The sequence below is a fragment of the Bariatricus massiliensis genome, assembly GCF_900086725.1.
Taxonomy (GTDB): domain Bacteria; phylum Bacillota; class Clostridia; order Lachnospirales; family Lachnospiraceae; genus Allocoprococcus; species Allocoprococcus massiliensis.
This window is the reverse complement of sequence record NZ_LT574838.1, coordinates 349,120-374,816: the sequence shown is the minus strand read 5'-3', so window position 1 is coordinate 374,816 and position 25,697 is coordinate 349,120. Positions and strand designations below refer to the sequence as shown.

Below are 25,697 nucleotides of genomic sequence, written 5' to 3'. Positions count from 1 at the left end.
AGATGTGTAAAAGAGACGGGACGGGAGCGTATGCCGCCATATTGAGGATGAGGAGTTCTTAAGAGGGAAGGTGCCTATGACGAAGTCGGAGGTGCGGGCTCTTGTGCTGGCAAAGCTTCACCTTACGGAGGACGCCGTTCTCTATGATGTGGGGGCAGGTACGGGCTCTGTGGCGGTGGAAGCCGCCTGCCAGTCTGGAACTATAAAAGTATATGCGGTGGAGAGGAATCCGGAAGGAATCGGGCTGATTCATAAAAACAAGCAGAAATTCGGCTGTGACTGGATTGAGGTGATTGAGGGAGCAGCGCCCGATGCGCTTGTGCCTCTGGAAGCGCCTACCCATGTATTTATCGGCGGAAGCGGCGGGAGGCTGCGGGAGATATTGAAGCTGGTGAAGGCGAAGAATCCCGCTGTGAGAATTGTCATCACCGCAATTTCGCTGGAGACCATGGGAGAGGTGATGGAGGCGGTGAAGGAAGGACTCCTTTTGGAGCCGGAGGTGGTTCAGATACAGGCTTCCCGCTCCAAGCGCTTGGGAGACTACCATATGATGACCGCACAGAACCCGGTGTATCTCATTACGGAATGATATTTCGAGATATCCATAGGAAGAAGGGAGAAGAGAGACGATGAAACAGGCAAGCATCATGATTGCGGCGGCATCAAGCGGCAGTGGGAAAACCGTGATTTCCTGCGCCCTGATGTCGGCCTTCGCCAAGCAGGGGCTTCGGGTGGCGGCCTGCAAGTGCGGGCCGGACTATATAGACCCCATGTTCCACCGGGAAGTGCTGGGGGTGGAGTCGGAGAATCTGGACCTCTTTTTCTGTGAGGCCGAGGTGCTGAAGGGGCTGTACCGAGAGCACACGGCGGGAGCCGATGTGACGATTACCGAGGGGGTCATGGGGTATTATGACGGACGCTCTCTGGAGTCGGAGAAGGGAAGCTCCTACGATGTGGCGAGGACGCTGGATATCCCGGTTATCCTTGTGGTGCCCTGCCGGGGGATGGCGCGCTCGGTTATTCCGACAATTCTCGGGATGCTCACCTTCTGCGGGGACAGTCGGATTCGAGGGATTCTGCTGAACCGGGTGTCCGGGGGACTGTATCCGCGGATGAAGGAAATGATTGAGTCCGAGCTTTCGGCACGGGGATATGATATCCCCGTGGCAGGTTATGTGCCGGAGGATGAGGTATTTACCCTGAAGAGCCGTCATCTCGGTCTTGTGACACCGCAGGAAATCACCGCCATACGAAGCCGTCTCCGAAAGGCAGGGGAGCTTCTTGCAAAGACGGTGGACTTGGAACTGCTATTGCAGATTGGGGCGGCGTGCACAGCAGAAGTGCAGGAGGAACCCTCCGCTAAAGCACATGTGCAAGAAGTGACGGGGAAAAAGATTTCTATCGGGATTGCGTGGGATGAGGCATTCTGCTTTTATTATAAGGACAATCTGCGGTATCTGGAAACGCTTGGATGTGAGCTGGTGCACTTTAGTCCCCTTAGGGATCAGTGCCTGCCGGAAGGGATTCGGGGACTTCTTCTTGGCGGCGGTTACCCTGAGCTCTATGCGGGGAGGCTTGCGGAAAATGCTGAGATGCGCCGTGCAGTGCGGCAGGCGGTGGAGGCAGGGATGCCTTGTATTGCGGAGTGCGGCGGGTTCATGTACCTGCACCGGGAGCTTTGGGGGGAGGACGGAGTAAGTTACCCCATGGCAGGCGTTATCCCGGGTCGGGCGGTGAGACAGGATAGGCTGGTAAGATTTGGATATGTGGAGATTCAGGCGCTGCGGGAAGGGATGTTCCTGCAGAAGGGAGAGTCTATCCGGGGACATGAATTCCATTATTGGGACAGTACCAACAATGGCAGCGACTGTCTGGCAGTGAAGCCGGATAAGCGCCGCTCTTGGGAGTGCATCCATATGAAAGGAAGCCTGTTTGCGGGATATTCTCATATTCATTTCTATGCCAATCCGTTGTTTGCACAGCGTTTTGTAAGATGCTGCAGTTTGGGAGAAAGAGGTGGAGAAGATGCGGTTGGAAGATAAGATATCAGATGAGATGACCTTACAAGAGCTGGCCGGGCAGATTGTGCCCGCCGACGCAGAAAGTATGGAGCGGGCAAGAAAGCGGTGGCTGACGGTGGCCAAGCCCCTTTACAGCCTCGGCAGGCTGGAGGATGCGGTCATCCGCATGGCCGGGATGAAGGAGACGGCGGAATTCGAGCTGAAGAAGAAGGCGCTGGTCATTATGTGCGCGGACAATGGGGTCGTGGAAGAAGGGGTCACCCAGACCGGGCAGGAAGTGACCGCCGTGGTGGCGCATAACTTTACCAAAAAGGCGGCCAGCGTGGCTATCATGGGGGAGGTTGCGGGTGTGGAGCTCTTTCCGGTGGATATCGGTATGGCGTCGGATGTTCCGTCCGTGACAAAAGCGGAGCAAAAGATTGCCTACGGAACCAAGAACTTTCACAAGGAGCCGGCCATGAGCCGGGAGGAGGCATGGCGTGCTGTCTTGACCGGCGTGCGGATGGCGGAGGCGCTCTCTGCTCGGGGATACGATATTCTGGCTACGGGGGAGATGGGAATCGGCAACACCACCACCAGCAGTGCGGTGGCCGCGGTGCTTCTCGGCCTCCCGGCGGCGGAGGTCACCGGGAGGGGGGCAGGTCTTTCCGGCACGGGACTTACCCGGAAGATACAGGTAATCGAAGAAGCCATCGCGATGCACAAGCCCGATGCCGAGGATGTATTGGATGTGCTCTCCAAGGTGGGGGGCTTTGATATCGCGGGGCTTGCCGGGGTATTTTTGGGCGGCGCGCTTTTTCATATTCCGGTGGTGGTGGACGGGTTTATCTCGGCGGTGGCCGCGCTGTGTGCGGTGCGGATGGTTCCCGCGGCGGCCGATTATATGCTGCCCTCCCATGTATCCAAGGAGCCGGCCGGGCAGCTTTTGCTAGACGCGCTGAACCTATCTCCGTTTCTGACCTGCGAGATGAATCTGGGGGAGGGCAGCGGCGCGGTGGCCGTAATGCCGCTTCTGGAGATGGGGCTTTCGGTGTACCGGCGTATGAGTACCTTTGAGGAGATTGCGATAGAGAGTTATCAGCCATTACGATAGAAAAGAGGAAGAAGATGTATCTGTTAGAATCCTGTGTGATTGCCATATCCATGTATTCCAAGATTCCCATGCCACGGGTGGAATGGAAGGAAAAAAATATGAAGTATGCGATGTGTTTTTTCCCGCTGGTAGGATGTGTGAACGGTATTCTGGTGTTCGGCCTCGGGAATTTTTTGAGCCGTCTCGGGACGGGGAAGCTTTTCTTTGCGGTGGCCATGACCTTACTGCCTCTGCTTGTGACGGGGGGCATCCATATGGACGGGTATATGGACACGCTGGACGCATTGAATTCCTACGGTGACAAGGAGAAGAAGCTGGCAATATTGAAAGATCCCCACGCAGGAGCCTTTGCGGTGCTGGGGCTTGCCGTCTATCTGCTCTGGAGCGTGGCGCTTTGGAGTGAAGTAAGCCCGAAGCTGCTTCCCGTTGTGGCTTGGGGGTACGTTCTGTCCCGGGGACTTAGCGGGCTTTCGGTGGTGGCCTTTCCGGCCGCCAGAGAAAGCGGACTGGCGAAGACCTTTCAGGACGGGGCAAAGCGCAGAACGGTGGGCATTACCATGGTAGTGTGGCTGCTGGGTGCTGCGGCTGCGGTGCTTTGGTACAGTCCTCTTTTAGGGGCGGCGGCACTTTTGGCGGCGGCGCTGGTGTTCTGTTATTACCGCGGCATGTGTAAACGGAAGTTCGGAGGCATCACCGGGGACTTGGCGGGGTATTTTCTACAAGTCTGTGAGCTTGCTGTTTTGACGGTGGCAGTGCTCGTCGGAGGGATTCTATGAAGATAGCGATGATACGGCATTTTGCCACGCCGGGCAATGCCAAGAAGCAATACATCGGGAGGACGGACGAGTCCTTGGCGGCAGGAGCGGCGCTTTCCTCTGCCGCCGCACGGATACGGAGCCGCCTGACGGAAGTCGGAATGGATACGGTGACGGACGTGGCGGCAAGCTCCATGAGGCGGTGCGTGGAGAGCGCGGACTTGCTGTTCCCGGGAGTGGCGCCTGTCACATCCCGGCTTCTGCGGGAGTGTGACTTCGGTCTCTTTGAGGGCAAGAGTTACGAGGAACTAAAAGACATTCCTGCCTATCAGCGGTGGCTGGATTCGGGCGGAACCATCCCCTTTCCCGGCGGCGAAGGGCAGGAGCAGTTCCGGGCGCGCTGTGTCCGTGGATTTGAAGAAATCTTAAGGGGCTGGATGAAGGCGGATGTGGAGCGGGCGGCCATGGTAGTGCACGGCGGCACGATGATGGCGGTGCTTGCGAGGTTTGACAAAGAGCGGCGGGAATTCTATCACTGGCAGGCGGCAAACGGAGCGGGCTATCTGATTACGCTGGATGCCGGGCGGTGGAAGCGGGGAGAAAAAGTAATGGAGGAGATAGTAGGCTTATGAGAACACTTCTGGCTTGTATGACGGGATTTGCCTTGGACCTTCTGTGGGGCGACCCACGGTGGCTGTACCATCCGGTGCGCATAAGCGGCGCGTGGATTTCTCTATTGGAAAAGGGGTGCAGAGCGGTATGCAAGGACAAGAAAGGGCAGCTTCTTGTGGCGGGGGGCGTTCTTTGGCTCCTTGTGGTGGCGGGGGCGTTCCTGCTTTCGTGGCTGCTTTTGCGGGCGGCGGAGCAGGTACACCCAGCGGCGGCCTTTGCACTGGAGAGTTTTTGGTGCTATCAGCTGCTTGCCTGCAAGTCGTTGAGAGAAGAGAGCGGCAAGGTGTATCAAAAGCTTGCAGAGGGGAATCTGCCAGAGGCCAGAAAGGCGGTCTCCATGATAGTAGGGCGGGACACGGAGCGTCTCACCGAGGAGGGCGTCGTCAAGGCGGCCGTGGAGACGGTGGCGGAAAATACTTCCGACGGCGTGGTGGCTCCTCTTTTCTATCTGATAATCGGAGGCGCGCCCCTTGGATTCTTCTACAAGGCGGTGAATACGATGGACTCTATGATTGGATACAAGGATGAGAAATACCGCTATCTTGGCAGATGTGCGGCGAAGCTGGACGATTTCTTTAATTATATTCCCGCCCGTCTGTCGGCGCTTTTGATGATTGCGGGAGCCTTTCTGCTAGGAATGGACGGAGCCGGTGCGTGGCGGATCTATCGGAGGGATCGGAAGAAGCATGCAAGTCCCAACGCCGCCCAGACCGAGGCCGTCTGTGCGGGTGCGCTGCGAATCAGACTTGCGGGCGATGCGTGGTATTTTGGCAAACTATATAAGAAGGAATACATCGGCGATGATATCCGCCCCGTTGAGACAAGGGACATTGTGCGGGCGGGACGGCTGCTGTATATGACAGCGGCGCTGGCGTTTGTGCTGTTTGGCGGGGTAAAACTGTCACTACTTTTTTATCTGTAAGGAGGAGACATGGAGNGGTAAAACTGTCACTACTTTTTTATCTGTAAGGAGGAGACATGGAGTACACACACGGAGGCGATATTTATACATACGACGGGATGCTTGACTTTTCCGCGAATATCAACCCTTTCGGGGCAAGCGATGAGGTGATGCAGGCGGCTATGCGAGGTGTGAGGCGCAGTGAGGCTTATCCTGACCCGTGGTGCCGGAAGCTTCGAAGGGCTTTGGCAGAGCAGCAGCAAATCCCGGATGAGACACTGATTTTCGGAAACGGTGCTGCGGACTTGATTTTTTCCCTTGTGTTTGCCCTGCGTCCTCAAAAGGCGCTGCTTACGGCTCCTTCCTTCTCCGAATACGCACAGGCGCTGCGGGCAGGCGGATGCGAGCCAAGCTATCATTATCTGCGGGAGGAAGAGGACTTCCGGCTGACGGAGCGAATCCTGCCTCTGCTGGATGAGAGCGTGGACGTGTTCTTTCTCTGCTCACCTGATAATCCGACGGGGCAGGTCATTGACGGGGCGCTCTTGGAACGGATTGTGCGGCGGTGCGGAGAGTGCCGGATTCGGCTGGTGCTGGATGAGTGCTTTTATGAATTTATGGAGCGGCCCGCGTGTGCCATGTCAGGCGGCGATGTGCAGGGGACGCCGTGGGTATTTTTACTGCGGGCGTTCACGAAGATGCACGGGATGCCGGGGCTGCGTCTGGGGTACGGTATCTGCGCTGATTCAGAGCTTCTGGAGCGGCTGCAAGCGGTGCGCCAGCCCTGGAGCGTGTCGGCCCCGGCGCAGGAGGCGGGACTTGCAGCGCTGTCCGGGCAGGAGCGCATCCGGGAGACGAGAGCCTATGTGTGCCGGGAGCGGAAGTGGATGGAGGGAAGGCTTACGGAGATTGGAGTAAAGCACTACCCCTCCTCGGCCAACTATCTGCTGCTGCACAGTGAGCATGACTTGTTTACACGGCTTTTGGAGCGGAAGATTCTGATACGGGACTGTGGAGATTACGAAGGACTAAAGCGGGGATATTACCGCACGGCAATCCGAAGGCACGAGGAGAATGTAAGGCTTCTTACGGCCCTAGAGGACATTTACAAGGAGAGATAAAATGGCAAAATCGATTATGATACAAGGAACCATGTCCAATGCGGGAAAAAGTATTTTGGCAGGCGGCCTGTGCAGGGTATTTGCGCAGGACGGTTACCGGACCGCCCCGTTTAAATCTCAGAATATGGCGCTGAATTCCTATATCACCCGGGAGGGACTGGAGATGGGGAGGGCGCAGGTGATGCAGGCGGAGGCGGCGGGCGTGGAGCCCTCCGTGCTGATGAATCCCATTCTCTTAAAGCCCACCGACGATATGGGCTCGCAGGTGATTGTGAATGGGGAGCCTAGGGGCGTGATGCCTGCGGCTGAGTATTTCCGCAGGAAGCGGGAGCTTATCCCGGCCATTTTGAATGCCTATCACAAGTTAGAGGCGGACTATGACGTGATTGTCATCGAGGGGGCCGGAAGTCCGGCAGAGATTAACTTAAAGAGCGAAGATATCGTCAACATGGGGCTGGCACAGCTTGTGGATGCCCCGGTGCTGCTTGTGGGGGATATCGACCGGGGCGGGGTGTTCGCCCAGCTTGTGGGAACGATTGCGCTTCTGGAGGAAAGGGAGCGGGCAAGAATCAAGGGCACAATTATCAACAAGTTCCGTGGGGATAAGGAGATTCTGCTGCCCGGGCTTCGGATGCTGGAGGAACGGACCGGGATTGCGGTGCGGGGGGTGGTGCCTTACTTCCAGCTAGATATCGAGGATGAAGACAGCCTCTCCCAGCGTTTTACAAGGAAGGGAACAGGGGGGCTTGTGGACATCGTAGTCATCCGCCTACCGCGGATTTCCAACTTCACGGACTTTATGGCGCTGGAATGTATGGACGGAGTCTCGCTTCGCTATGTGGACAGGCCGGGAGACTTCGGAGAGCCGGACGCCGTGTTCCTGCCGGGAAGTAAGAATACCAGCGGAGATTTGCTCTGGATGCGGCAGAACGGTCTGGAGGCCAAGGTGCTTCGTCACGCGGCCGCCGGGAAGCTGGTGTTCGGCATCTGCGGAGGTTATCAGATGCTGGGAGAGTGGATATGCGACCCCGACGGGGCGGAATATCAGGGCGAAATACCGGGCATGGGACTGCTGCCGGTGCGCACCGTCTTTGCGCCGGAGAAGACAAGGACAAGGGTCAGCGGAAGATTTCTCCACATGGAGGGCATTTTGAAGGAGCTGGAGCAGGTGGAGACGGAGGGTTATGAAATCCATATGGGTACGACCACCGCGGCGGAAGGAGCCGGGATTCTAAGGCTTACCGACGAGCTCAATCCGAACATACATAAGACCGACGGTGCGGCACAGGGCAATGTGTACGGCTGTTATGTGCACGGGGTGTTCGACCTCCCGGAGGCTGCCGGAGGGCTTGTGCGTGCGCTGCTCAAGGAAAAAGGGCTTGCGGACACTCCGGTGGAGGCTTTGGATATGCGGGCTTATAAGGAAGAACAGTACGACCATCTTGCGGATATTATCCGGGAAAGTCTGGATATGGAAGCGGTCTATGAAATACTAGAGAAGGGAATGGAAGCGCCATGCAGTCTATCATCAGAATAGGGAGCCGGGAGAGCCGGCTGGCAGTGATACAAGCGGAAATCGTGAGACAGGCCATTCAGAAAAGATACCCGGATATACAGGTGGAGCTGGTGACCATGAAGACGACAGGGGACAAGATACTGAATAAGAGTCTGGAGCTTATCGGGGGAAAGGGACTGTTTGTCAAGGAGCTGGACAGGGCGCTGCTTGACGGCAGGATTGATTTGGCGGTGCATAGTTTGAAGGATATGCCGGCAGAAATCCCGGAGGAGCTTCCGGTGGTGGCTTACAGTGTGCGGGAGGATCCGAGGGATGTACTCATCTATAAGCCGGGGACAGCGGAAATCCCGGAGGGCGGCGTGATAGGCACTTCCAGCAGAAGGCGGACCTTGCAGATGCAAACGCTCTATCCTTCCTGCTCCTTTCAAGGGATTCGTGGAAATGTAGAGACTCGTCTGCAGAAACTGCGGGAGGAGAATTTTGACGGGACGATTCTTGCGGCGGCGGGACTGCGAAGGCTTGGGATGCAGCATGTCATCGGAAGAGTGTTTTCGGTGGAGGAGATGGTCCCGGCGGCAGGGCAGGGAATCCTCGCCATTCAGGGCCGGAAGGGTGAAGATTACACTTATCTTGCGGAGGCGGCCAGTGAGCGGAGCCGGAAGGAGGCGGCCGCCGAGCGTGAGTTCGTAGCCGCACTGGACGCGGGCTGTACTTCTCCCATAGCCGCCCATGCCCAGCTTTGCGGCACAGAGTTGAAGCTGACCGGGCTTTATTACAGCGAGGATTCTGGAAAATACTGGGTAGAGACGAGAGCCGGAGCGGCGGACCGAGGACGGCAGCTTGGCGCCGCGTTGGCCGGGGAAATGAGACGGAGGGAATAGGATGGAGAATCGAGAAAAAGGAAAGGTCTGGATAGCCGGAGCAGGGCCGGGGGATGCGGGACTTTTGACGGTCAAGGTAAGAACACTTTTGGACAGGGCCGATGTCATTGTCTATGACGCGCTGGTCAGTGTGGAGATACTCAGCCTGATTCCACCGGAGACTGAGCTGATATATGTGGGAAAGCGTGCGGGTTACCATCCGGTCCCCCAGACAGAAATCAATGAAATCCTTCTGCGGCAGGCTAAGCGGGGGAAAGAGGTGCTGCGGTTAAAGGGGGGAGACCCCTTTGTGTTCGGCAGGGGAGGGGAAGAGGTAGAGCTTCTCGTGGAGCATGGGATTCCTTTCGAGATAGTGCCCGGCGTCACCTCGGCATCCGCGGTTCCGGCGTATGCGGGCATTCCGCTGACCCACAGAGATTTCACCTCCTCCTTCCATGTCATCACCGGACATCCGAGAAAGGATGGAACAAGCAGAATTGATTATTCGACTCTTGTGAAGACGAAGGGAACCCTTGTCTTTTTGATGGGCGTCACTTCCCTTGAAAGCATCATGGAAGGTCTGATGCAGGCAGGGATGGCTCAGGATACGCCTGCGGCGGTGCTGGAGAAGGGGACGCTTGCCGGACAGCGGCGCATCGTATCCACGGTATCCGGTCTGGCTGGGAAGGCTTCGGAGTCGGGCATCGGGATGCCTGCGATTATTATCGTGGGAAAGGTGTGTGCGCTGGCGGAGGGATTTCATTGGGCGGAAGATCGGTGTCTCGGAGGACGGCAGATTCTGGTCACAAGGCCCCGGCAGGCAAGCTCTTCATTGGCGGATAAACTGCGGTTTTACGGCGCGCAGGTAATCGAGCTTCCATCTATCCGGACGCAGATGATTTCACCCAATCCGCTCTTAAAAGAAGCGCTGGAGGCGCTGGGGAAAAGCAGGGAAGAATGGCTGGTATTCACAAGTCCGGCAGGGGTTCTCGACTTCTTCCGCCAGCTTCGGGAGCAGAAGATGGACATCCGCAGCATATTTGCGGGTTCGTGGCAGGTGAAAATCGGGGCTATCGGCTCAGCCACTGCGCGGGAGCTGGAAAGTCATGGCATACAGGCTGATATGGTGCCTTCTGTATTCTGTGCCAAAGCGCTGGGGGAAGGGATTGCCCAAACGGCGCAAGCCGGAAGCCATGTGACGGTGTTGCGGGCGGCAGAAGGCTCCGAGGAGCTGATTCCGCCGCTTCTTGCCGCAGGGCTTACGGTGGCGGACGTGCCCTTGTATGAGACGGTCTATGAGACCCATGAGCAAGTGCGGGAGAAGATACAGGATTTATTTGTGGCGGGAGCGATTGACGCGGTGACCTTTACAAGCGCCTCCACCGTGAAGGGCTTTGTGCAGGGAGTGGGGCTTTCTGATTACCGCCACGTGACGGCGGTGTGCATCGGGGAACAGACGGCCAAGGAGGCGGCCCGCTATGGGATGCGGGTGCTGGTCTCCCGTGAAGCGTCAATTGACAGTATGATTCAGACTGTGATGGAGGAATTCGGATGCTGCGGTATACATGCAAACGGTTAGCCACCGGGCTTTTGGCGCTGTATGTGCTGGTGACGGCCGCCTTTTTCCTTACACGGATGATGCCCGGCAGTCCCTTTCAGGGGGGCGATGCCACGGAGGCAGTGACAGCGGCTGTGGAGGAGGCCTATGGCCTGAAGGAGCCTCTTTGGAGACAGTACGGAACTTATCTGGGGAACTTACTCAAGGGGGACTTGGGCATTTCCTATAAAAAGCCGGGGGTGACGGTGCGGCAGGTCATCGGCCGTGGCTGGCCTGCGACGGCTTTGGTGGGCTTTCTTGCGGTTGTGACGGCGGCGCTTTTCGGTACCCTGCTTGGCATCTGGCAGGCTCTTTCGAAGCGCCGGACGGTTCGCGGAAGTATTTTCTTGGGAACACTTTTGGGAGCGGGGATACCGAATTTTGTGCTGGCTCTTCTTCTGGCGCTCGGATTCGGGGTGAAGCTGAAGCTGCTTCCTATAGCAGGACTAACCGAACCAGCGGGCTACATTTTACCCGTGTTCTCTTTGGCAGTCTATCCCACCGCAGTTATTACAAAAACCATGTGCCATGCCTTGGAAGATGAGTTGGAGAAAGAGTATGTGAAGATGGCGCGGGCGAAGGGGTTGAAATGGCGGCGGACGGTGGTCGGTCATATGTTGAAAAATGCGTGGATTCCGGTGCTCAATTACATTGGGCCGGCGGCTGCGTTTTTACTGACCGGAAGCTTTGCGGTGGAGAGCATTTTTACCATTCCCGGGCTGGGGCGTGAGTTTGTCAACTCCATCGCCAACCGAGATTATACACTGATTTTGGGACTGACAGTCTTTATGGGTGTTGTCGTAATCGGGGTGAATCTGGTGACGGACTTGCTCTGTGCGTGGCTGAATCCTGCGGTGAGGAGGGCGTGCCGATGAGACGGTGGATAAGAAAAGGATGGGCGTGGTGCCTTGGGAATCCGCTGCTTGCATCGGGGACGTTTTTGTTTGCGCTGTGTTTGCTGTTGGCCGTGCTGGTTCCTGTGTGTGCGCCCTATTCGTATGCGGAGCAAAATGCGGGATTTCGCAATGCGGGAAGCTCTGTTTCCCATCTGTTCGGCACGGATAAATTCGGCCGGGATATCTTTGTGCGTGTCTGGTACGGTGCGGGAATCAGTCTGCTTGTAGGTATGGGAAGCTGCCTTATCTGCGGGGTGACGGGAACTCTCTGGGGGAGCGTGGCAGGCTACCGGGGAGGCAGGCTTGACATGCTTCTGATGCGGATTGCGGATGTAATCGATGCGGTGCCCTCCCTGTTGTATGTGATTTTGATTATGCTGGCCTTCGAGGCAAATGCAGGCAGCGTGGTTCTGGGCATCTGCATATCCGGCTGGACGGGGCTTGCACGGGTAGTGAGGGGAGAGATACAGCGATTAAAGATGCAGGAGTTCTGTACGGCGGCCCGTCTGGCGGGGGCACGTACGGGCAGAATCCTGTGTGCGCACCTGCTGCCGAACGCGGCGGGGCCGATTATCGTGAATCTGACCTTTTTAGCGCCCAAGGCCATCTTTACCGAGGCATTTTTAAGCTTTGTAGGCGTGGGGATTGCGGCGCCTGCGGCCAGTCTGGGAACGTTGATACAGGATGCCAGAAGCCAGATGCTGTTGTATCCGTCGCAGATGTTGTACCCGATTTTGGTTCTCTGTGTCCTTCTTCTTTCACTGCACTTGATTGGGGAGGGCGTGGAGCGCAGGGTGGCAGGAAGGAAAAAGACGAGATGAGTTTGCTGTGTGTCAAAGATTTGCATGTACAATTTCATGAGCGGGAGCAAGAGGAGGAGGCGGTGCGCCGACTCTCATTTACCGTGCGCCCGGGCGAGGTGCTCGGTGTAGTGGGGGAGTCCGGCTCGGGAAAGAGTACCGCCATGCAGGCCATTCTGGGGCTTCTGCCGGAGCGGGCGCAGGTATCCTGCCGACAGATTACGCTGGACGGGGCGGATATCACGCCGCCACCGCCGGGCGCGGACAGAAGAAGCCGGCGCATGTATGAGCGGAAGATGGAGGGAGTCAGGGGATGTCGGATAGGGATGGTATTTCAAGAGCCTCTTTCCAGCCTGAATCCCTCGGTCAAGGTGGGACGGCAGATTACAGAGACCATACGCGCCCACAGAAAATGCAGCAAAAAGGCGGCCAAGGAGCGGGCGGCGGAGCTGCTTGGCATGGTAGGGATTTTGGAGGGGGAGATGCGGATGCGGCAGTATCCCTTTGAACTGTCCGGCGGGATGCGTCAGAGGGTGGCGTTAGCCATTGCACTGGCAGGGGAGCCCCGTCTTTTGATTGCGGATGAGCCCACCACGGCACTGGATGTCACGGTGCAGGCGCAGATACTGGACTTTCTCAAACGTATCGCAGAGGAAACGGGGATGGCTATGATTCTGGTAAGTCATGATCTGCGTGTGATTGCCGCCTTGTGTCGGAGGATGCTTGTCTTAAAGGACGGAGTCCTTGTGGAGGAAGGGACGGCGGAGCAGATGTTTCAAAACCCAAAGCATGAGTACACAAGGGAGCTGGTGCGCCATGGGGCAAGGCTTGATGAGCCGCCGAAGTTTGTGGAGAACGTAGAATATGGGAAGGCGGGCGACAGCCTTCTTGCGGTAGATGCGGTGAGCCGGGCATTTTCCCGTGGCGGCAGCGGCCGCCGGATTGAAGCAGTGCGGCGCGTATCCTTTCAGATTGGCCGAGGGGAGACCTTGGGGCTTGTGGGGGAGAGCGGCTGCGGGAAAAGTACGCTGGCTTCGCTGGTTACCGGGATGCTTTCCCCGGATGGCGGGACGGTACAGTACCATGGAGAGGGCCGTGTGCAGATGGTATTTCAAGACCCTTATGCCTCGCTGAATCCGCGGATGACGGTGGGAGATGCGCTTGCGGAGCCTCTTATGTTGAACACGGACATGAGCAAGGAGGAGCGGAGTCAGCGGGTGCGGGAAATGCTTCTCATGACGGGGCTTCGGCCGGAGGATGCTGCCAAGTATCCGCAGGCATTTTCGGGAGGACAGCGCCAGAGAATCTGTATTGCCCGGGCTTTGATTGCGGAACCCCGGCTGGTGGTGTGCGATGAGCCGGTGACAAGCCTTGACGTGACGGTGCAGGCGCAGATTCTGGAACTGCTGGAGCGGGTGCAGCGGGAGAGGCAGATCTCTTATTTATTCATCTCCCATGACTTACAGGTGGTGAGAAGACTCAGCAGGCGTGTGGGAATTATGTATGCGGGAAGTATCGTGGAGAGCGGTGAGCCGGAGACGGTCTACAAGGAGCCTTGGCATCCGTACACACGGGCGCTGCTTGCGGCAGCTCTGACGCACGGGCCGCAAAGAGGAGGACAGTGCAATGGGAGCATGCACAGCACGGGTATGTACAGTGCGGGGATGCATCGGATAAAGGGACAGGCGGCGGACCTTCCCGAGCGGGGGTGCCCTTTTGCGCCGCGCTGTGCGTATGCCATGGAGCGTTGCGGCAGGGAGATGCCGGAGATGTACCGAATCGGCGCCCGTGAGGTAGCTTGTTTTTTGGTACATAGGAAAGCCGCTTCGCAGCCGCACATTGGCGCGCAAAGTGCACAAGCTCCTCATGAGTACGGGATATAGGGAGTTGAAGTGGGCTTGTCCACTTTGTTAGATACAATAGACGTTGACAGTAGGACGACAGAGAGGACGACAGGATGAAGAGAATCAGCAGCATTGTAATGATAGTTATGTTAGGAGGAACCCTTCTTTTCGGAGGATGTGCCGAGAAGGGACAGGAGAAGACGGCGGGGGAGCAGGAGATTACCGTGGCGGTGAACAGCGAGACGGGCGGACTGGACCCGGCAGGGATGATTGCGCTTACCTATCTTTCCTATTCGGTGGCGCTGGACGAGCTTGTGGCCTTTGATGAAAAGGGGGAGCTTGTGTACCGGGCGGCCGAGTCATATGAGGTAAATGAGACGTCTGATATTTGGACCTTTCATCTGCGTAAGGATGCGGTCTGGTCGGACGGGACTCCGGTGACGGCGGCGGATTTTATCAATACGATGGCGCGGGCGCTGAAACCGGAGAGCGGGAATGGTTATGCCAACTATCTGTTTCCGATTCGGAACGGGGAGGCCATCTATAACGGGGAGGCGGACGTGGAAAGTCTGGGAGTGACGGCTCCGGATGCATATACGCTGGTCTTTGAGCTGGAGAAGCCGTGTGTGTATTTTCTGGATTTGCTGCGCCTTCCGGTCTATACCCCGTCCTGCGTGAAGTATGCTGACAAGGTGGGGAGCGGCTGGGATAAGGAGCCGCAGACCAGTGTGGCCAACGGGCCTTTTTATCTGGAGGAATATGTGCCGGAGCAGTATTTTGTTTTGAAGAAGAATGAGAAATATTGGAACGCGGACGCGGTAAAGCTGTCACGGATCACCTACCGCTTTTTTCATGACCAGCAGTCCATGGCAAATGCCTACGAGACCGGGGAGGTGGATGTGGCGACGGCTCTCCCGGGGGCGGTCATGGAGCTGTATGAGGGGAAAGAGGACCTTGTGGTGACGGATACCATTGCGACCCGCTATATTTACCCCAATCTGGAGGTGAAGCCGCTGGACGATGTGCGGGTGCGCAGGGCACTGAATCTGGCGGTTGACCGGAAGGAGCTGTGCGAGATGGTGGGGAAGGATACGGAACCCACGGTAAACTTTGTGGCAAAGTATATGAAGGATAAGGGGGCGGACACATATTTTACGGAAGGGGCCGAGCCGCCCTTTGAGGAGAATGTGGCGGAGGCCAAAAGGCTTCTGGCGGAGGCCGGATACCCGGACGGGGAAGGCTTTCCCGTGCTCACGTATAATTACCCTTCTCTGGAGATGGATTCGGACACGGCGCAGGTGTTAAAGGAGCAGTGGAAGAAGAATCTGAATATCGACATCGAGCTGAAGGCGCAGGAGCTGCAGGTCAATTATACTGAGCGGCGGGCAGGGAATTTTGAACTATGCCGAATGAACTGGACGGCGGATTTTGCAGACCCGTATACTTACTTGTCCATGCTGTTATCCTACAGCACTTACAATTGCAGCGGGGTGCGGGATGCGGATTACGATGCGATTGTGGAGCAGTCGGACGGAGAGACCGACAGGGAGGCACGTGCCCGGCTGATGCATGAGGCGGAGCAGCTTGCGGTGGGGGAGGAATTTTACATCATTCCTCTCTATACGATGAAGAGCTGTAATCTGATTCGTCCGGCGGTGAAGGGCGTGGGACAGATTCCTGCCACAGGAGCGCTGGATTACAGGGGTGCGTACAGAGCGGAATAAGGAGGAAAGCAGATGATTCATCTTGTGACAGGCGGCAGCGGAAGCGGCAAGTCGGCGTATGCGGAGGATTGGATTTGCAGTCATTGTGCCGGGGGCGGAGCGATGTTTTATATTGCCACCATGATACCATGGGGGGAGGAGACGAAGCGGAAGATTCAGCGTCACCGGGGGATGCGGAGTGAAAAAGGGTTTACTACGATTGAGCGGTATACGGACATAAAAGGGCTTTCTGAGACTTGGGAATCACAGACGCCCGGGGACTGTGTGCTCTTGGAATGCATGTCGAACCTTGTTGCCAATGAGATGTACCAGCCGGAGGGGGCAGGGGAACATACGGCAGAGGCGGTCGTGGAAGGCATCCGTTTTCTTGAGAAAAGGTGCAGCTGTCTGGTGATTGTGAGTAATGAGGTGTTCGGAGAGTGCGCCGAGGATTCGGAAGAGATGCGGGCCTACAAAAGGACGCTGGCGCAGGTTAACATCGGATTGGCGGCGCTGGCGGAGCGGGTGACGGAGGTGGTCTGCGGACTTCCCGTTTCTATAGAAGGAAGTGGGGCGGCAGATGCCGCGAAAGGAGGAGCAGGTATGAAGCTTATCATCGGTGGCGCAACGCAGGGAAAACGGGCCTATGCGGAGCGGGCCTATGGCGTCTTATGCTGGGCGGACGGAGGAACGTGCCCTTTGGATGCGGTCTTTGACTGTGAGGGGATGTATCATTTTGAAGCGCTGATTCGGCGGTGGATGGAGGCCGGGCAGGATACGGAAACACTTGCGGGGGAGATTTACCGCAGGAATCCGCAGATTGTGATTGTGAGCACAGAGATTGGGTGCGGGCTTGTGCCGGTGGATGGATTTTTACGGGCGTACCGGGAACAGGTGGGACGTGTCTGCACGGAGCTTGCGGCTTACGCATCTAGGGTCGACCGTGTCGTGTGCGGGATTGCTTCGCACCTGAAGGAGGAATAGAATGGAGACGCATATTGAGTTGGAGAAGGTGCTTCCGGCGGAGATTGAGGCCAGAAGCTTTGAAATTATCACGGAGGAGCTGGGGGACATGCCGCTGATACCGGGGACGGAGCCGATAGTGAAGCGTTGTATTCATACCAGCGCGGACTTTGCGTATGCCCGGAGCCTGCATTTTACGGAAGGGGCGGTGGAGCATGCGCTGGAAATGCTGCGAAACGGGGCTTCCATTGTCACGGATACGCAGATGGGGCGTGCGGGCATCAATAAGGCGCGGCTTGCCAAGTACGGCGGGCAGGTGTACTGCTTCATGTCGGATGAGGATGTGGCGGGGGCGGCAAAGGCGGGCGGCACCACACGGGCTGCTGCCAGCATGGACAAGGCGGCGAGCTTGGGGGAGCCCCTCATCTTTGCGATAGGAAATGCGCCCACGGCGCTGGTACGGCTCTATGAGTTGATTCAGGAAGGGCGTCTGCGGCCGGAGCTGATTATCGGTGTGCCGGTGGGCTTTGTCAATGTGGTACAGTCCAAGGAGCTGATTCTGAGCCTGAAGGATACGCCGTCCATTGTGGCGCGGGGGAGAAAAGGCGGGAGCAATATAGCCGCCTGTATTTGCAATGCATTGTTGTATATGCTGGATTGATGAGGTGGCAGGATGGAGAAGATGTATTTTCCGATGTTTGTAGATTTGTCGGATAAGAGGATTGTGATTGTCGGCGGCGGGAACGTGGCGGCCAGAAGAGTGGAGACGCTGCTGCGCTTTGCCACGGACATTACCGTAGTTGCGCCACAGATTTCGCGGCGGCTTCAGGAGCTGGGCCGGGCGGGGAGCATCCGCTGTGCGTACCGTGCCTATGATAGGGCAGATATCCGGGAGGCCGATATGGTGCTTGCGGCCACGGACAGTGGGGAAGTGAACCGTGGCGTATGGGAGGACTGCAGGGAGGAAGAACGGCAAAGCGGCCGGAGGATTTTATTTAATTCAGCCAGCGACAAGGGGATGTGCGATTTCTATTTTCCGGCAGTGGTGGAGACAGACGGGGTGATGATCGGAATCAATTCCGCAGGCAGGAATCCGGCAAAGGTAAAGCAAGTGCGTCAGCGGATTCAGGAAGAGTTTAGCTAAGCACTTGTATAAATTGTATAAGGGGAGTTGTGAAAAACAGACAGAAACATCTGTCTGTTTTTGTCTGTTTTGTCAAAAATGATTTCAACAGAAAGACATCTGTATTTGTATGTGACACAAAAACACGCTCGTGTAAAATGTTCGCGTGAGACGGAAAAAATGATTGAAAAAAATGGCAAAGTGAGTTATGATTAATATAGTCAGATAACTGATGAAATCAACTGTCATATGGAGGTACGAAGATGAGCGATAATATGATGTGGGCATTGGTAAAAGAAAAACCAGAAGAAGGATTATGGATGAAACGTGTGCCGATTCCGGAAGTCGGACCAAATGATGTAAAAATTAAGATTCATAAAACTGCTATCTGTGGTACAGACGTACACATTTATCAATGGAATGACTGGGCACAACACACAATTCCGGTGGGACTTACAGCAGGTCACGAATATGTTGGGGAAGTCGTAGAGGTAGGAGCTGGCGTCGAAGGATTCAAAATTGGGGATTTGGTATCCGGCGAAGGCCATATTACCTGCGGCAAATGTCGTAACTGTCTGGAAGGACACAAGGAAAACTGTAAGGACGCCAAAGGTGTAGGTGTCAACAGAAACGGAGCGTTTGCAGAGTATCTTGTCATTCCGTCTTCCAACGTATGGCCGTGTAATCCTGCAATTTCCGAAGAAATGTACGCAATTTTTGATCCGTTCGGAAATGCGACTCATACGGCGCTCTCCTATGACATGCTTGGGGAAGACGTTCTGATTACAGGGGCAGGCCCGATTGGAATTATGGCTGCTGCCATTGCAAAATTTGCGGGAGCAAGACACGTAGTGGTTACAGATTTGAATCCTTACCGTCTTGAGCTTGCAGAAAAGCTGGGCGCTACAAGGACTGTGAACTTAAAGGAAGAAAAGCTGACTGACGTAATGAAACAAATTGGTATGACAGAAGGTTTTGATATCGGACTTGAGATGTCAGGAAGCCAGCCGGGACTTTCCGATATGATTCACAACATGAAGCACGGCGGTAAGATTGCCCTTTTGGGACTTCAGAGAACAGACGCAGTTGTTGACCTTGAAACAGTTATTTTCAACGGACTCAATATCCGCGGTATCTACGGAAGAAAAGTTTGGGATACTTGGTACAAGATGTCAACCATGCTTCAGGCTGGACTTGATATTTCCCAGATTATCACACATCGCTTCGATGTGAAAGATTTCCAGAAGGGATTCGACGCGATGATTTCCGGACAGTCCGGAAAAGTAATTTTAGACTGGTCACACATAAACGACTAAGATACGTTGGAAGATACGTTGGGGACAGGTCCTTGACGTTGGGGACAGTCCCCAACGCATCGGGACCCGTCCCCGTCTACAATTCTCAAAATTATCAGTTAATTTAGGAAGGAGTTTTTATCATGGCACGTAAGGATGATATTTTAAGTATTTATACAAAAGAAGTAGAAGATATTAAGGAAGCAGGTCTTTTTAAGGGGGAAGCGCCGTTCGTGTCTCCTCAGGGAGCTAAAGTTATTATGGAGGACGGAAGAGAGCTTCTCTGTATGTGTGCGAACAATTATCTTGGACTGGGCGATAACCCGCGTCTGATTGAAGCTGCTAAGAAGACTTATGATGAGAAGGGATATGGAGTAGCTTCTGTACGTTTTATCTGTGGAACACAGGATATTCATAAAAAACTGGAGAAGAAGATTTCTGATTTCCTTGGAACGGATGATACTATCTTGTATTCTTCTTGCTTTGATGCAAATGGCGGTCTGTTCGAGACAATCCTTACAGCGGATGACGCTGTTATCAGTGATGAATTGAACCATGCTTCTATTATCGACGGTGTACGTCTCTGCAAAGCAAAACGTTTCCGTTACAAAAACAACAACATGGAAGATTTGGAGGCTCAGCTGAAAGCGGCTGACGAAGCCGGCGCAAGAGTGAAACTGATTGCGACAGACGGTGTGTTCTCCATGGACGGAATCATCTGTAATTTGAAGGGTGTCTGTGACTTGGCAGATAAATATAATGCACTTGTTATGGTGGACGACAGCCACGCAGTAGGCTTTGTCGGCGCTCATGGACGTGGAACAGCAGAGCATTGTGGTGTTGAGGGACGTGTGGATATCATCACAGGTACACTCGGCAAGGCACTCGGCGGAGCTTCCGGCGGATATACATCAGGACGTAAGGAAATCATCGACCTCCTTCGTCAGAGAAGCCGTCCGTACTTATTCTCCAACTCTCTTGCTCCGGCAATCGCAGGTGCAAGTATTGAAATGTTCAATATGCTGGAGGAAAGCACAGAGCTTCGTGACCATCTGGAAGAAGTGACAGCTTACTACCGTCAGCAGCTGGTAGACAACGGATTCGATATCATCCCGGGAACACATCCTTGCGTTCCGGTTATGCTCTACGATGAGAGACTTGCAGGAGAGTATGCTAAGAAGATGATGGAAAAGGGTGTTTATGTTGTTGCGTTCTCTTACCCGGTAGTACCGAAGGGAAGAGCAAGAATCCGTACACAGGTTTGCGCAAGCCATACAAAAGAAGACATCGATTTCATCGTGAAATGCTTCAAAGAGACAAGAGACGAGATTGGTAAATAAATTAAGTAAGAAACAAATCTTATAACAAATAGAAAATGCCCGGTTCAACTACAACAGTGTAGTGAACCGGGCATTTTGTCAACAATGCTGATAATAAAACACAGCCAGCTGCGTCCTGTCACGCAAATCTAATTTTTCCAATATAGTACTCAAATAATTCCGTATCGTCCCCTCGCTCAAATACAGTGTTTCCGCAATCTCCCGGTTGCTCAGCCCTTCTGCGACCAGCTTGACAATAGAAAATTCCCGCTCACTGATATCGAAGGCAGCATAGTCAAAAGCCTCATTTTTATTAAGAAGCCCCGGAATCTTAGCCATGATCTCGCCCCCGAAGACGGTCTGACCGGAGTGGACGGCCTTGATCGCGGGGATAATGCTCCCATAATCCTGCTTTAGCAGATACCCCTTAGCTCCGATGCGCAGAGATTTTACAATATATTCATCGTCGGAGAAGGTGGTCAGCAGCAAAATCTTCGCGGCAGGAAATTCCTCCAATATCGTCTGCGCGGCCGTAAGCCCATTCATTTCCCTCATGCGGATATCCATGAGCAGCACGTCCGGCAGCCACTTCCGGTACAGGTCGACCGCCTCGTGACCGTCATTGCCGACGGCGGGCACGGAGATATCTTTATCGGATTCCAGTATTGTCTTGAGCGCTCCCGACACAAGACAGTCGTCGTCTATAATTATCACATTCATAGGTTATCCTTTCCTAATCTGATTAAACTGATTTTTGATTCGTTTCCTTGGGCACCGTGGCAAAGATATGAAAGCCAGAGTCTTTTCGGATGTCTATCCGCCCGTTCAGCGCCCCGATACGTTCCCGCATATTTTCAAGCCCCATTCCGGAGGAAGCGATTCCCCCTTGTACGGAGCCGTTGTCCTCAATCGAAAGCTGCCACAGCCCCGGGTGCTCCCGCAGGGTGATTTTCACTTTGGTCGCGTTACTATGCTTACTGATGTTGACAAGCGCTTCCTTGACAATCGTGATGAAACTATATTTGATTTCCCGGGGAACGTGATGGCCCATATCATAGGTGAGAGTGATGGGGCAGCCGTGGAACTCCCCCACAAGATTTTCCATGACCTCCTGCAAATTAATAGAGTCATCATGTAAGTCATGAACACTTACACGGACACTGTCCATCGCCTGCGTGAGTGTGTTTTCCAGATTGGCCAGTGGCTCAGACAGATTATCCTGCCGGTTCACCGTCTTTAGGGCGCCCAGCATAAGTATGGAACGGGACAGCATATGGCCCACATTATCATGAATCTCTCTGGCGATTCGGTTACGTTCACGCAAAGTGGCGGTATAGATTTCATAATCCTGCTTTTCCAGCAGACTCTTATTTTTTTCCTTTAAGAGAAGGTTCAACTCAGTAGAATCGTCCCGAGTCTTTTTATATACATTGTCCAATACCTCATATTCCGTAATCCGAAGCTGCAGATACCATGAAAGAGCGCCTCCGAAAAGAATCAACAGGAGAACAGGGAAAGGCAGCCAGCGAAAACGGGCGACAAGGACGGCGGCCATCAACGTGGACGGCAGATACATCTTGCGGTAGAACAAATCGTAGCAAAGCAGCGGGAAAAAACTGAGGCAGGGGACAAAAAATAATCCTGCTATGGCATAGAGCACCGTCATGGCCGTTATATATTTCTTATTTACAAAAAAGCAGGAGGAAGATGCGGCTGCGGCTGCGCACAGAAATGCCAGCACATACTCCGTATTGATGTTAAGAAAGAAGATACCCAAGAAACAGTATACAATTAAAATCAATTTATTTATCAAATGTTTCATGCTGGTCCGCCTCCTTTCTTGGTCTATTATACGTGATATTCAGCGGAGAAAAAAGAGGAGAATGAACAACTTTTTTAAATCGTGACATTTGTCACATGAGGTACTGACGAAGGGCACTACAAAGTTCTCCCTTTTTTGATTATACTGTAAACAACAAAGGCAATGGAGGGAAAGATATGGTTAAGATAGAAAATTTAGTAAAACGGTATGGGAATCTAGTGGCATTGGACCACTTGAATCTGGAAGTGCAGCAGGGAGAAATCTTTGGTCTGCTTGGGCCCAACGGCTCCGGGAAAACAACGGCCATAAACTGCCTGCTGGCACTATTGAAATTTGATAAAGGCAGCATTTATATTGAGGGCAGGGAAATGACTCCTGACGCATATGATTTAAAACAAAAAATCGGTGTGGTCATGCAGGATGTGGCGGTGTTCGAACAGATGACGGTTCAGGAAAATGTGGATTATTTCTGCGGACTCTATGTGGCAGACCGGACACGGCGGAAAGAATTGGTGGAAGAGGCACTGCGGTTTGTAGAACTTGAGAATTTCAAGAAAATGAAGCCCAAGCAGCTTTCAGGGGGGCTGCTCAGAAGGCTGAATATCGCCTGCGGCATTGCGCACAAACCGAAGCTGTTAATTATGGATGAACCTACAGTAGCGGTGGATCCGCAGAGCAGAAATAAGATTCTGGAAGGAATTATAGAGCTGAACCGGCAGGGTACAACAGTAATCTATACCTCACACTATATGGAAGAAGTGGAACAAATCTGTGACCGCATTATGATTATCGACCGCGGAAGGGCGCTGGCGACGGGAACGACAGAGGAATTGAAGAGCATGATTAAGACTGGAGAGACTGTGACGATAGACAGCATCGCGCTGACAGAGGAGCAGATAGAAGCGATTAACTGTCTGCCGCACGTATTTCAGGCGGACTACGCGGACTCCAGACTGATTGTCCGCTGTGAAGGCGCAAAACATAACCTTGTGCGGGTGCTCGATTATCTCCAGAAAGAGGAAATCGGTTTTGGAAGGGTATTTTCAGAACTGCCCACACTGAACGACGTATTTCTGGAAATCACAGGAAAGGAATTGAGAGATTAGGGGTGATGATATGATGCATTTAATAAAATACCGTCTGCTCCAGACACTGAGAGACAAGACGACCATGTTCTGGGCCTTGGCCTTTCCCATCATCATGAGTGTATTCTTTTACTTTTCCATCGGTAAAAGCAGTTTTGAAGACACTTTCAAAGAAATACCTGCAGCGCTCGTTGAGACGGGCACAGAGGAAGAAAATAAAGTGTTCTCTAAATATTTAGATTCTTTTGACGGGCAGCTTCTGAAACTGGAGCCCATGTCGGAAGAAGAAGCGCTCACAGCGTTAAACGAAGGCCGCATAGAAGGAATCTTCTACGATGACAGGAGCTTATCTGTATCGACAAATGGAATACTGCCAAGTATCCTTGAGACCCTTCTGGACTCCTATGTGAAAAATGAAGCGATGCTGACAACGATAGCGAATGAGCACCCCGAACGTCTGCCGCAGGCAGTCCAGACTATCCAAGCGTATTCCGAGATGACGGAAGAAGTAGCGGTGGGGGGCAAGACACTGGACACAAGCTTGAGCTTTTTCTTTGCACTAATTGGGATGACCTGTCTGTACGGCTGCTTTCCGGCGATTCAGACGATGATGGAGACACGGGCTAATTTAAGCCCGCTCGGAGCGCGGCAGTGCGTCACTCCTACCGGGAAGATGAAGAGGATTTGTGCAAACTTTCTTGTCACCTATCTGATACAGTTAGCCAATGTTATGCTGGTACTTTGCTTTATGAAATATGTGCTGCGTCTGGATTTTGGCAATCAGATGGGCGGAATGATTTTAATCTGTATGTTCGGAAGCCTTATTGGAAACAGCCTTGGCATAGTGGTGGGAGCCAGCGGAAAATGGAGCGAAGCAGCTAAAATCGGTGTACTCATCGGCATCTGCATGGGTTTATGCTTTCTGGGAGGGCTGATGACGCCGGATATCCGCACATATATTGAATTGTATGTGCCAATCATTAACAGAATCAATCCGGCGGCCATCATTTCCGACGCATTTTATTGTCTCAATGTGTTCGATGATTCTGAAAAACTTACCCGCTGTCTGGCAACACTGGCAGGAATGAGCGTTCTTTTGGTCAGCGCTAGTTTCCTGATGGTTAGGAGGGAACGATATGACAGTCTTTAAGGGATATATGACACTTGTAAAAAGAAACTTTCATATGGTCCTCATGTATCTTGGTATTTTTCTGGGCATCGCAGTATTGACGCAGACAGCGAATTCCAAAAAAACTGAGGATTCATATGAGACGGCAGCCGTGAATATCGCCGTAATTAAGGAAGATGACAGCAGGCTGGCCGATGGACTGTATGACTATCTGGCGGAAATCCACAATATAGTATCTATCGGAGATGAAAAGAAAGATATACAAGACGCGCTGTATTATAGATATGTGGAATATGTTGTTATCATTCCGCAAGGATATCAGGAAAAATTCTTAAATGACGGCGCAAAACTTCAGACGAGCAAACTTCCACAGAGCGAATCCTCACAATATATTGACGCGCAGATAAATAATTATCTGAACGGGGTGAATGTATATTATCAAAGTGGATATTCAGTAGAAGAGGCGGTAGAGCGCGCTTCGGAGCAGACGAAGATTACGGGGGAAATAAAGTTGCTCGACCAAAATGGAAACGCAGGACAAAGAGAGCCTTTCGCAGAATTTCTGAGGTTCTACCCTTATATCATCATCGCGATTCTGGGGCTGACAGTGGCCCGGATAATGATGCGCTTCCGCAGCAAAAGGATACGGCAGAGGATGGCCTGTTCTGCGGTTTCACTGAGCAGGCAGAATATGGAAGGGGTACTGGCCCTGTGTATAACCAGTGTGGGAATATGGGGAATCACGATTTTGCTTGTATTGATACTGTACGGAAATAGATTTGTCTTAAGTCCAAATAAATGGTATTTTTTGGGAAACACCCTGATTATAACTCTCTCGGCTTTGGCAATGTCTTTTTTGATCGGTGTTCTAGTAAAAAAAGAAACGGTCCTCACCAGCGTAGTAAATACAGTCGCGTTAGGCATGTGCTCTCTGTGCGGTGCGTTCGCTCCGCTGGACTTACTGGGGAACAATGTGAAGAGGGTGTCACAGTTCTTTCCGGTGTACTGGTATGAATTGCTCAATGATATGTTAGGACAGTTCCATGAACTGAGCGAGGACATGTTACAGACCATCTGGAAGGGATATGCGATTCAGCTTGCATTCGCGCTGGCCTGCCTGTTCGTGGCATTGGCGATAAGCAAAGCCCAGAGACAGGAAAAAGAATAGGTATCAATAAAAAA

Annotated in this window: 24 protein-coding genes; 22 read left to right on the top strand and 2 right to left on the bottom strand. The window is 53.6% G+C overall.

The genetic code is table 11. From position 1 onward, the window contains the following. Window positions 1-76: 76 nt before the first annotated feature. The 19 genes from cbiT (at window position 77) to BN6465_RS13325 (ending at window position 20,500) form a co-directional block, all read left to right on the top strand. The gene (gene cbiT / locus BN6465_RS13415; protein ID WP_066736111.1) at window positions 77-589 is read left to right on the top strand and encodes a precorrin-6Y C5,15-methyltransferase (decarboxylating) subunit CbiT; all 513 of its coding nucleotides are present in this window, start codon (window positions 77-79) and stop codon (window positions 587-589) included. A 40-nt stretch (window positions 590-629) separates the two neighbouring features. Beyond that, the gene (locus BN6465_RS13410) at window positions 630-2,042 is read left to right on the top strand and encodes a cobyrinate a,c-diamide synthase (protein ID WP_066736110.1); all 1,413 of its coding nucleotides are present in this window, start codon (window positions 630-632) and stop codon (window positions 2,040-2,042) included. 13 nt (window positions 2,043-2,055) lie between these two features. After that, on the top strand, window positions 2,056-3,114 hold the full coding sequence (gene cobT / locus BN6465_RS13405; RefSeq protein ID WP_066738659.1) for a nicotinate-nucleotide--dimethylbenzimidazole phosphoribosyltransferase: 1,059 nt from the start codon (window positions 2,056-2,058) through the stop codon (window positions 3,112-3,114). Between the two features lie 14 nt (window positions 3,115-3,128). Continuing rightward, window positions 3,129-3,890, top strand: a complete 762-nt coding sequence (locus tag BN6465_RS13400; protein ID WP_066736108.1) for an adenosylcobinamide-GDP ribazoletransferase — start codon at window positions 3,129-3,131, stop codon at window positions 3,888-3,890. Beyond that, window positions 3,887-4,501 (top strand): histidine phosphatase family protein, encoded by a 615-nt coding sequence (locus BN6465_RS13395; RefSeq protein WP_066736106.1) that lies wholly within the window; start codon window positions 3,887-3,889, stop codon window positions 4,499-4,501. The genes BN6465_RS13400 and BN6465_RS13395 overlap by 4 nt, the downstream gene beginning before the upstream one ends. Then, the gene (cbiB, locus tag BN6465_RS13390; RefSeq protein WP_066736104.1) at window positions 4,498-5,463 is read left to right on the top strand and encodes an adenosylcobinamide-phosphate synthase CbiB; all 966 of its coding nucleotides are present in this window, start codon (window positions 4,498-4,500) and stop codon (window positions 5,461-5,463) included. The genes BN6465_RS13395 and cbiB overlap by 4 nt, the downstream gene beginning before the upstream one ends. 56 nt (window positions 5,464-5,519) lie before the next feature. Then, on the top strand, window positions 5,520-6,563 hold the full coding sequence (locus tag BN6465_RS13385) for a pyridoxal phosphate-dependent aminotransferase (protein WP_066736102.1): 1,044 nt from the start codon (window positions 5,520-5,522) through the stop codon (window positions 6,561-6,563). Window position 6,564: 1 nt separating this feature from the next. Further along, the gene (locus BN6465_RS13380) at window positions 6,565-8,100 is read left to right on the top strand and encodes a cobyric acid synthase (RefSeq protein WP_066736100.1); all 1,536 of its coding nucleotides are present in this window, start codon (window positions 6,565-6,567) and stop codon (window positions 8,098-8,100) included. Next, window positions 8,079-8,960, top strand: a complete 882-nt coding sequence (hemC, locus tag BN6465_RS13375) for a hydroxymethylbilane synthase (protein ID WP_066736097.1) — start codon at window positions 8,079-8,081, stop codon at window positions 8,958-8,960. The genes BN6465_RS13380 and hemC overlap by 22 nt, the downstream gene beginning before the upstream one ends. 1 nt (window position 8,961) lies before the next feature. Beyond that, window positions 8,962-10,518 carry a uroporphyrinogen-III C-methyltransferase gene (gene cobA, locus BN6465_RS13370; protein WP_066736095.1) on the top strand — a complete coding sequence of 519 codons (1,557 nt, stop codon included), beginning with the start codon at window positions 8,962-8,964 and terminating at the stop codon, window positions 10,516-10,518. Then, window positions 10,491-11,411, top strand: coding sequence for an ABC transporter permease (locus BN6465_RS13365; protein ID WP_066736093.1), 921 nt, complete (start codon window positions 10,491-10,493; stop codon window positions 11,409-11,411). Before cobA ends, BN6465_RS13365 begins: the two co-directional genes overlap by 28 nt. Beyond that, complete coding sequence (locus tag BN6465_RS13360; protein ID WP_066736091.1) at window positions 11,408-12,253, top strand: ABC transporter permease; 846 nt, start codon at window positions 11,408-11,410, stop codon at window positions 12,251-12,253. The genes BN6465_RS13365 and BN6465_RS13360 overlap by 4 nt, the downstream gene beginning before the upstream one ends. Further along, the gene (locus BN6465_RS13355) at window positions 12,250-14,115 is read left to right on the top strand and encodes a dipeptide ABC transporter ATP-binding protein (RefSeq protein ID WP_066736089.1); all 1,866 of its coding nucleotides are present in this window, start codon (window positions 12,250-12,252) and stop codon (window positions 14,113-14,115) included. Before BN6465_RS13360 ends, BN6465_RS13355 begins: the two co-directional genes overlap by 4 nt. 74 nt (window positions 14,116-14,189) lie before the next feature. Beyond that, on the top strand, window positions 14,190-15,800 hold the full coding sequence (locus BN6465_RS13350; protein ID WP_066736087.1) for a peptide ABC transporter substrate-binding protein: 1,611 nt from the start codon (window positions 14,190-14,192) through the stop codon (window positions 15,798-15,800). Between the two features lie 12 nt (window positions 15,801-15,812). Beyond that, window positions 15,813-16,763 carry a bifunctional adenosylcobinamide kinase/adenosylcobinamide-phosphate guanylyltransferase gene (locus BN6465_RS13345; protein WP_066736083.1) on the top strand — a complete coding sequence of 317 codons (951 nt, stop codon included), beginning with the start codon at window positions 15,813-15,815 and terminating at the stop codon, window positions 16,761-16,763. A gap of 1 nt (window position 16,764) precedes the next feature. Beyond that, on the top strand, window positions 16,765-17,403 hold the full coding sequence (locus BN6465_RS13340) for a precorrin-8X methylmutase (RefSeq protein ID WP_066736081.1): 639 nt from the start codon (window positions 16,765-16,767) through the stop codon (window positions 17,401-17,403). Window positions 17,404-17,415: 12 nt separating this feature from the next. After that, a complete protein-coding gene (locus BN6465_RS13335; RefSeq protein ID WP_066736080.1) occupies window positions 17,416-17,886 on the top strand; it encodes a precorrin-2 dehydrogenase/sirohydrochlorin ferrochelatase family protein in 471 nt (156 codons plus the stop codon). A 242-nt stretch (window positions 17,887-18,128) separates the two neighbouring features. Further along, window positions 18,129-19,181, top strand: coding sequence for an L-threonine 3-dehydrogenase (gene tdh, locus BN6465_RS13330; RefSeq protein ID WP_066736077.1), 1,053 nt, complete (start codon window positions 18,129-18,131; stop codon window positions 19,179-19,181). A 122-nt stretch (window positions 19,182-19,303) separates the two neighbouring features. Then, window positions 19,304-20,500 carry a glycine C-acetyltransferase gene (locus BN6465_RS13325; protein ID WP_066736075.1) on the top strand — a complete coding sequence of 399 codons (1,197 nt, stop codon included), beginning with the start codon at window positions 19,304-19,306 and terminating at the stop codon, window positions 20,498-20,500. 78 nt (window positions 20,501-20,578) lie between these two features. On the opposite strand, the gene BN6465_RS13320 is transcribed toward BN6465_RS13325, so the two are convergent. Continuing rightward, window positions 20,579-21,199, bottom strand: coding sequence for a response regulator transcription factor (locus tag BN6465_RS13320; protein ID WP_066736073.1), 621 nt, complete (start codon window positions 21,197-21,199; stop codon window positions 20,579-20,581). Window positions 21,200-21,221: 22 nt separating this feature from the next. Next, on the bottom strand, window positions 21,222-22,301 hold the full coding sequence (locus BN6465_RS13315) for a sensor histidine kinase (protein ID WP_066736071.1): 1,080 nt from the start codon (window positions 22,299-22,301) through the stop codon (window positions 21,222-21,224). Window positions 22,302-22,477: 176 nt separating this feature from the next. Here BN6465_RS13315 and BN6465_RS13310 point away from each other — a divergent pair, with 176 nt between their 5' ends. The 3 genes from BN6465_RS13310 to BN6465_RS13300 are packed head-to-tail and all read left to right on the top strand — an operon-like array spanning window position 22,478 to window position 25,683. Beyond that, window positions 22,478-23,407, top strand: a complete 930-nt coding sequence (locus BN6465_RS13310) for an ABC transporter ATP-binding protein (protein ID WP_066736069.1) — start codon at window positions 22,478-22,480, stop codon at window positions 23,405-23,407. 10 nt (window positions 23,408-23,417) lie between these two features. Beyond that, window positions 23,418-24,536, top strand: a complete 1,119-nt coding sequence (locus tag BN6465_RS13305) for an ABC transporter permease (RefSeq protein WP_066736067.1) — start codon at window positions 23,418-23,420, stop codon at window positions 24,534-24,536. After that, entirely contained in the window at window positions 24,523-25,683 is a 1,161-nt protein-coding gene (locus tag BN6465_RS13300; RefSeq protein ID WP_066736066.1) for an ABC transporter permease, read from the top strand. The genes BN6465_RS13305 and BN6465_RS13300 overlap by 14 nt, the downstream gene beginning before the upstream one ends. Window positions 25,684-25,697: the final 14 nt, after the last annotated feature.

Bases quoted from the DNA above. Each gene is read 5' to 3' on its own strand.
- cbiT (WP_066736111.1), top strand. From the start codon at position 77: ATGACGAAGTCGGAGGTGCGGGCTCTTGTGCTGGCAAAGCTTCACCTT.
- BN6465_RS13410 (WP_066736110.1), top strand. From the start codon at position 630: ATGAAACAGGCAAGCATCATGATTGCGGCGGCATCAAGCGGCAGTGGG.
- cobT (WP_066738659.1), top strand. From the start codon at position 2,056: ATGACCTTACAAGAGCTGGCCGGGCAGATTGTGCCCGCCGACGCAGAA.
- BN6465_RS13400 (WP_066736108.1), top strand. From the start codon at position 3,129: ATGTATCTGTTAGAATCCTGTGTGATTGCCATATCCATGTATTCCAAG.
- BN6465_RS13395 (WP_066736106.1), top strand. From the start codon at position 3,887: ATGAAGATAGCGATGATACGGCATTTTGCCACGCCGGGCAATGCCAAG.
- cbiB (WP_066736104.1), top strand. From the start codon at position 4,498: ATGAGAACACTTCTGGCTTGTATGACGGGATTTGCCTTGGACCTTCTG.
- BN6465_RS13385 (WP_066736102.1), top strand. From the start codon at position 5,520: ATGGAGTACACACACGGAGGCGATATTTATACATACGACGGGATGCTT.
- BN6465_RS13380 (WP_066736100.1), top strand. From the start codon at position 6,565: ATGGCAAAATCGATTATGATACAAGGAACCATGTCCAATGCGGGAAAA.
- hemC (WP_066736097.1), top strand. From the start codon at position 8,079: ATGCAGTCTATCATCAGAATAGGGAGCCGGGAGAGCCGGCTGGCAGTG.
- cobA (WP_066736095.1), top strand. From the start codon at position 8,962: ATGGAGAATCGAGAAAAAGGAAAGGTCTGGATAGCCGGAGCAGGGCCG.
- BN6465_RS13365 (WP_066736093.1), top strand. From the start codon at position 10,491: ATGCTGCGGTATACATGCAAACGGTTAGCCACCGGGCTTTTGGCGCTG.
- BN6465_RS13360 (WP_066736091.1), top strand. From the start codon at position 11,408: ATGAGACGGTGGATAAGAAAAGGATGGGCGTGGTGCCTTGGGAATCCG.
- BN6465_RS13355 (WP_066736089.1), top strand. From the start codon at position 12,250: ATGAGTTTGCTGTGTGTCAAAGATTTGCATGTACAATTTCATGAGCGG.
- BN6465_RS13350 (WP_066736087.1), top strand. From the start codon at position 14,190: ATGAAGAGAATCAGCAGCATTGTAATGATAGTTATGTTAGGAGGAACC.
- BN6465_RS13345 (WP_066736083.1), top strand. From the start codon at position 15,813: ATGATTCATCTTGTGACAGGCGGCAGCGGAAGCGGCAAGTCGGCGTAT.
- BN6465_RS13340 (WP_066736081.1), top strand. From the start codon at position 16,765: ATGGAGACGCATATTGAGTTGGAGAAGGTGCTTCCGGCGGAGATTGAG.
- BN6465_RS13335 (WP_066736080.1), top strand. From the start codon at position 17,416: ATGGAGAAGATGTATTTTCCGATGTTTGTAGATTTGTCGGATAAGAGG.
- tdh (WP_066736077.1), top strand. From the start codon at position 18,129: ATGAGCGATAATATGATGTGGGCATTGGTAAAAGAAAAACCAGAAGAA.
- BN6465_RS13325 (WP_066736075.1), top strand. From the start codon at position 19,304: ATGGCACGTAAGGATGATATTTTAAGTATTTATACAAAAGAAGTAGAA.
- BN6465_RS13320 (WP_066736073.1), bottom strand. From the start codon at position 21,199: ATGAATGTGATAATTATAGACGACGACTGTCTTGTGTCGGGAGCGCTC.
- BN6465_RS13315 (WP_066736071.1), bottom strand. From the start codon at position 22,301: ATGAAACATTTGATAAATAAATTGATTTTAATTGTATACTGTTTCTTG.
- BN6465_RS13310 (WP_066736069.1), top strand. From the start codon at position 22,478: ATGGTTAAGATAGAAAATTTAGTAAAACGGTATGGGAATCTAGTGGCA.
- BN6465_RS13305 (WP_066736067.1), top strand. From the start codon at position 23,418: ATGATGCATTTAATAAAATACCGTCTGCTCCAGACACTGAGAGACAAG.
- BN6465_RS13300 (WP_066736066.1), top strand. From the start codon at position 24,523: ATGACAGTCTTTAAGGGATATATGACACTTGTAAAAAGAAACTTTCAT.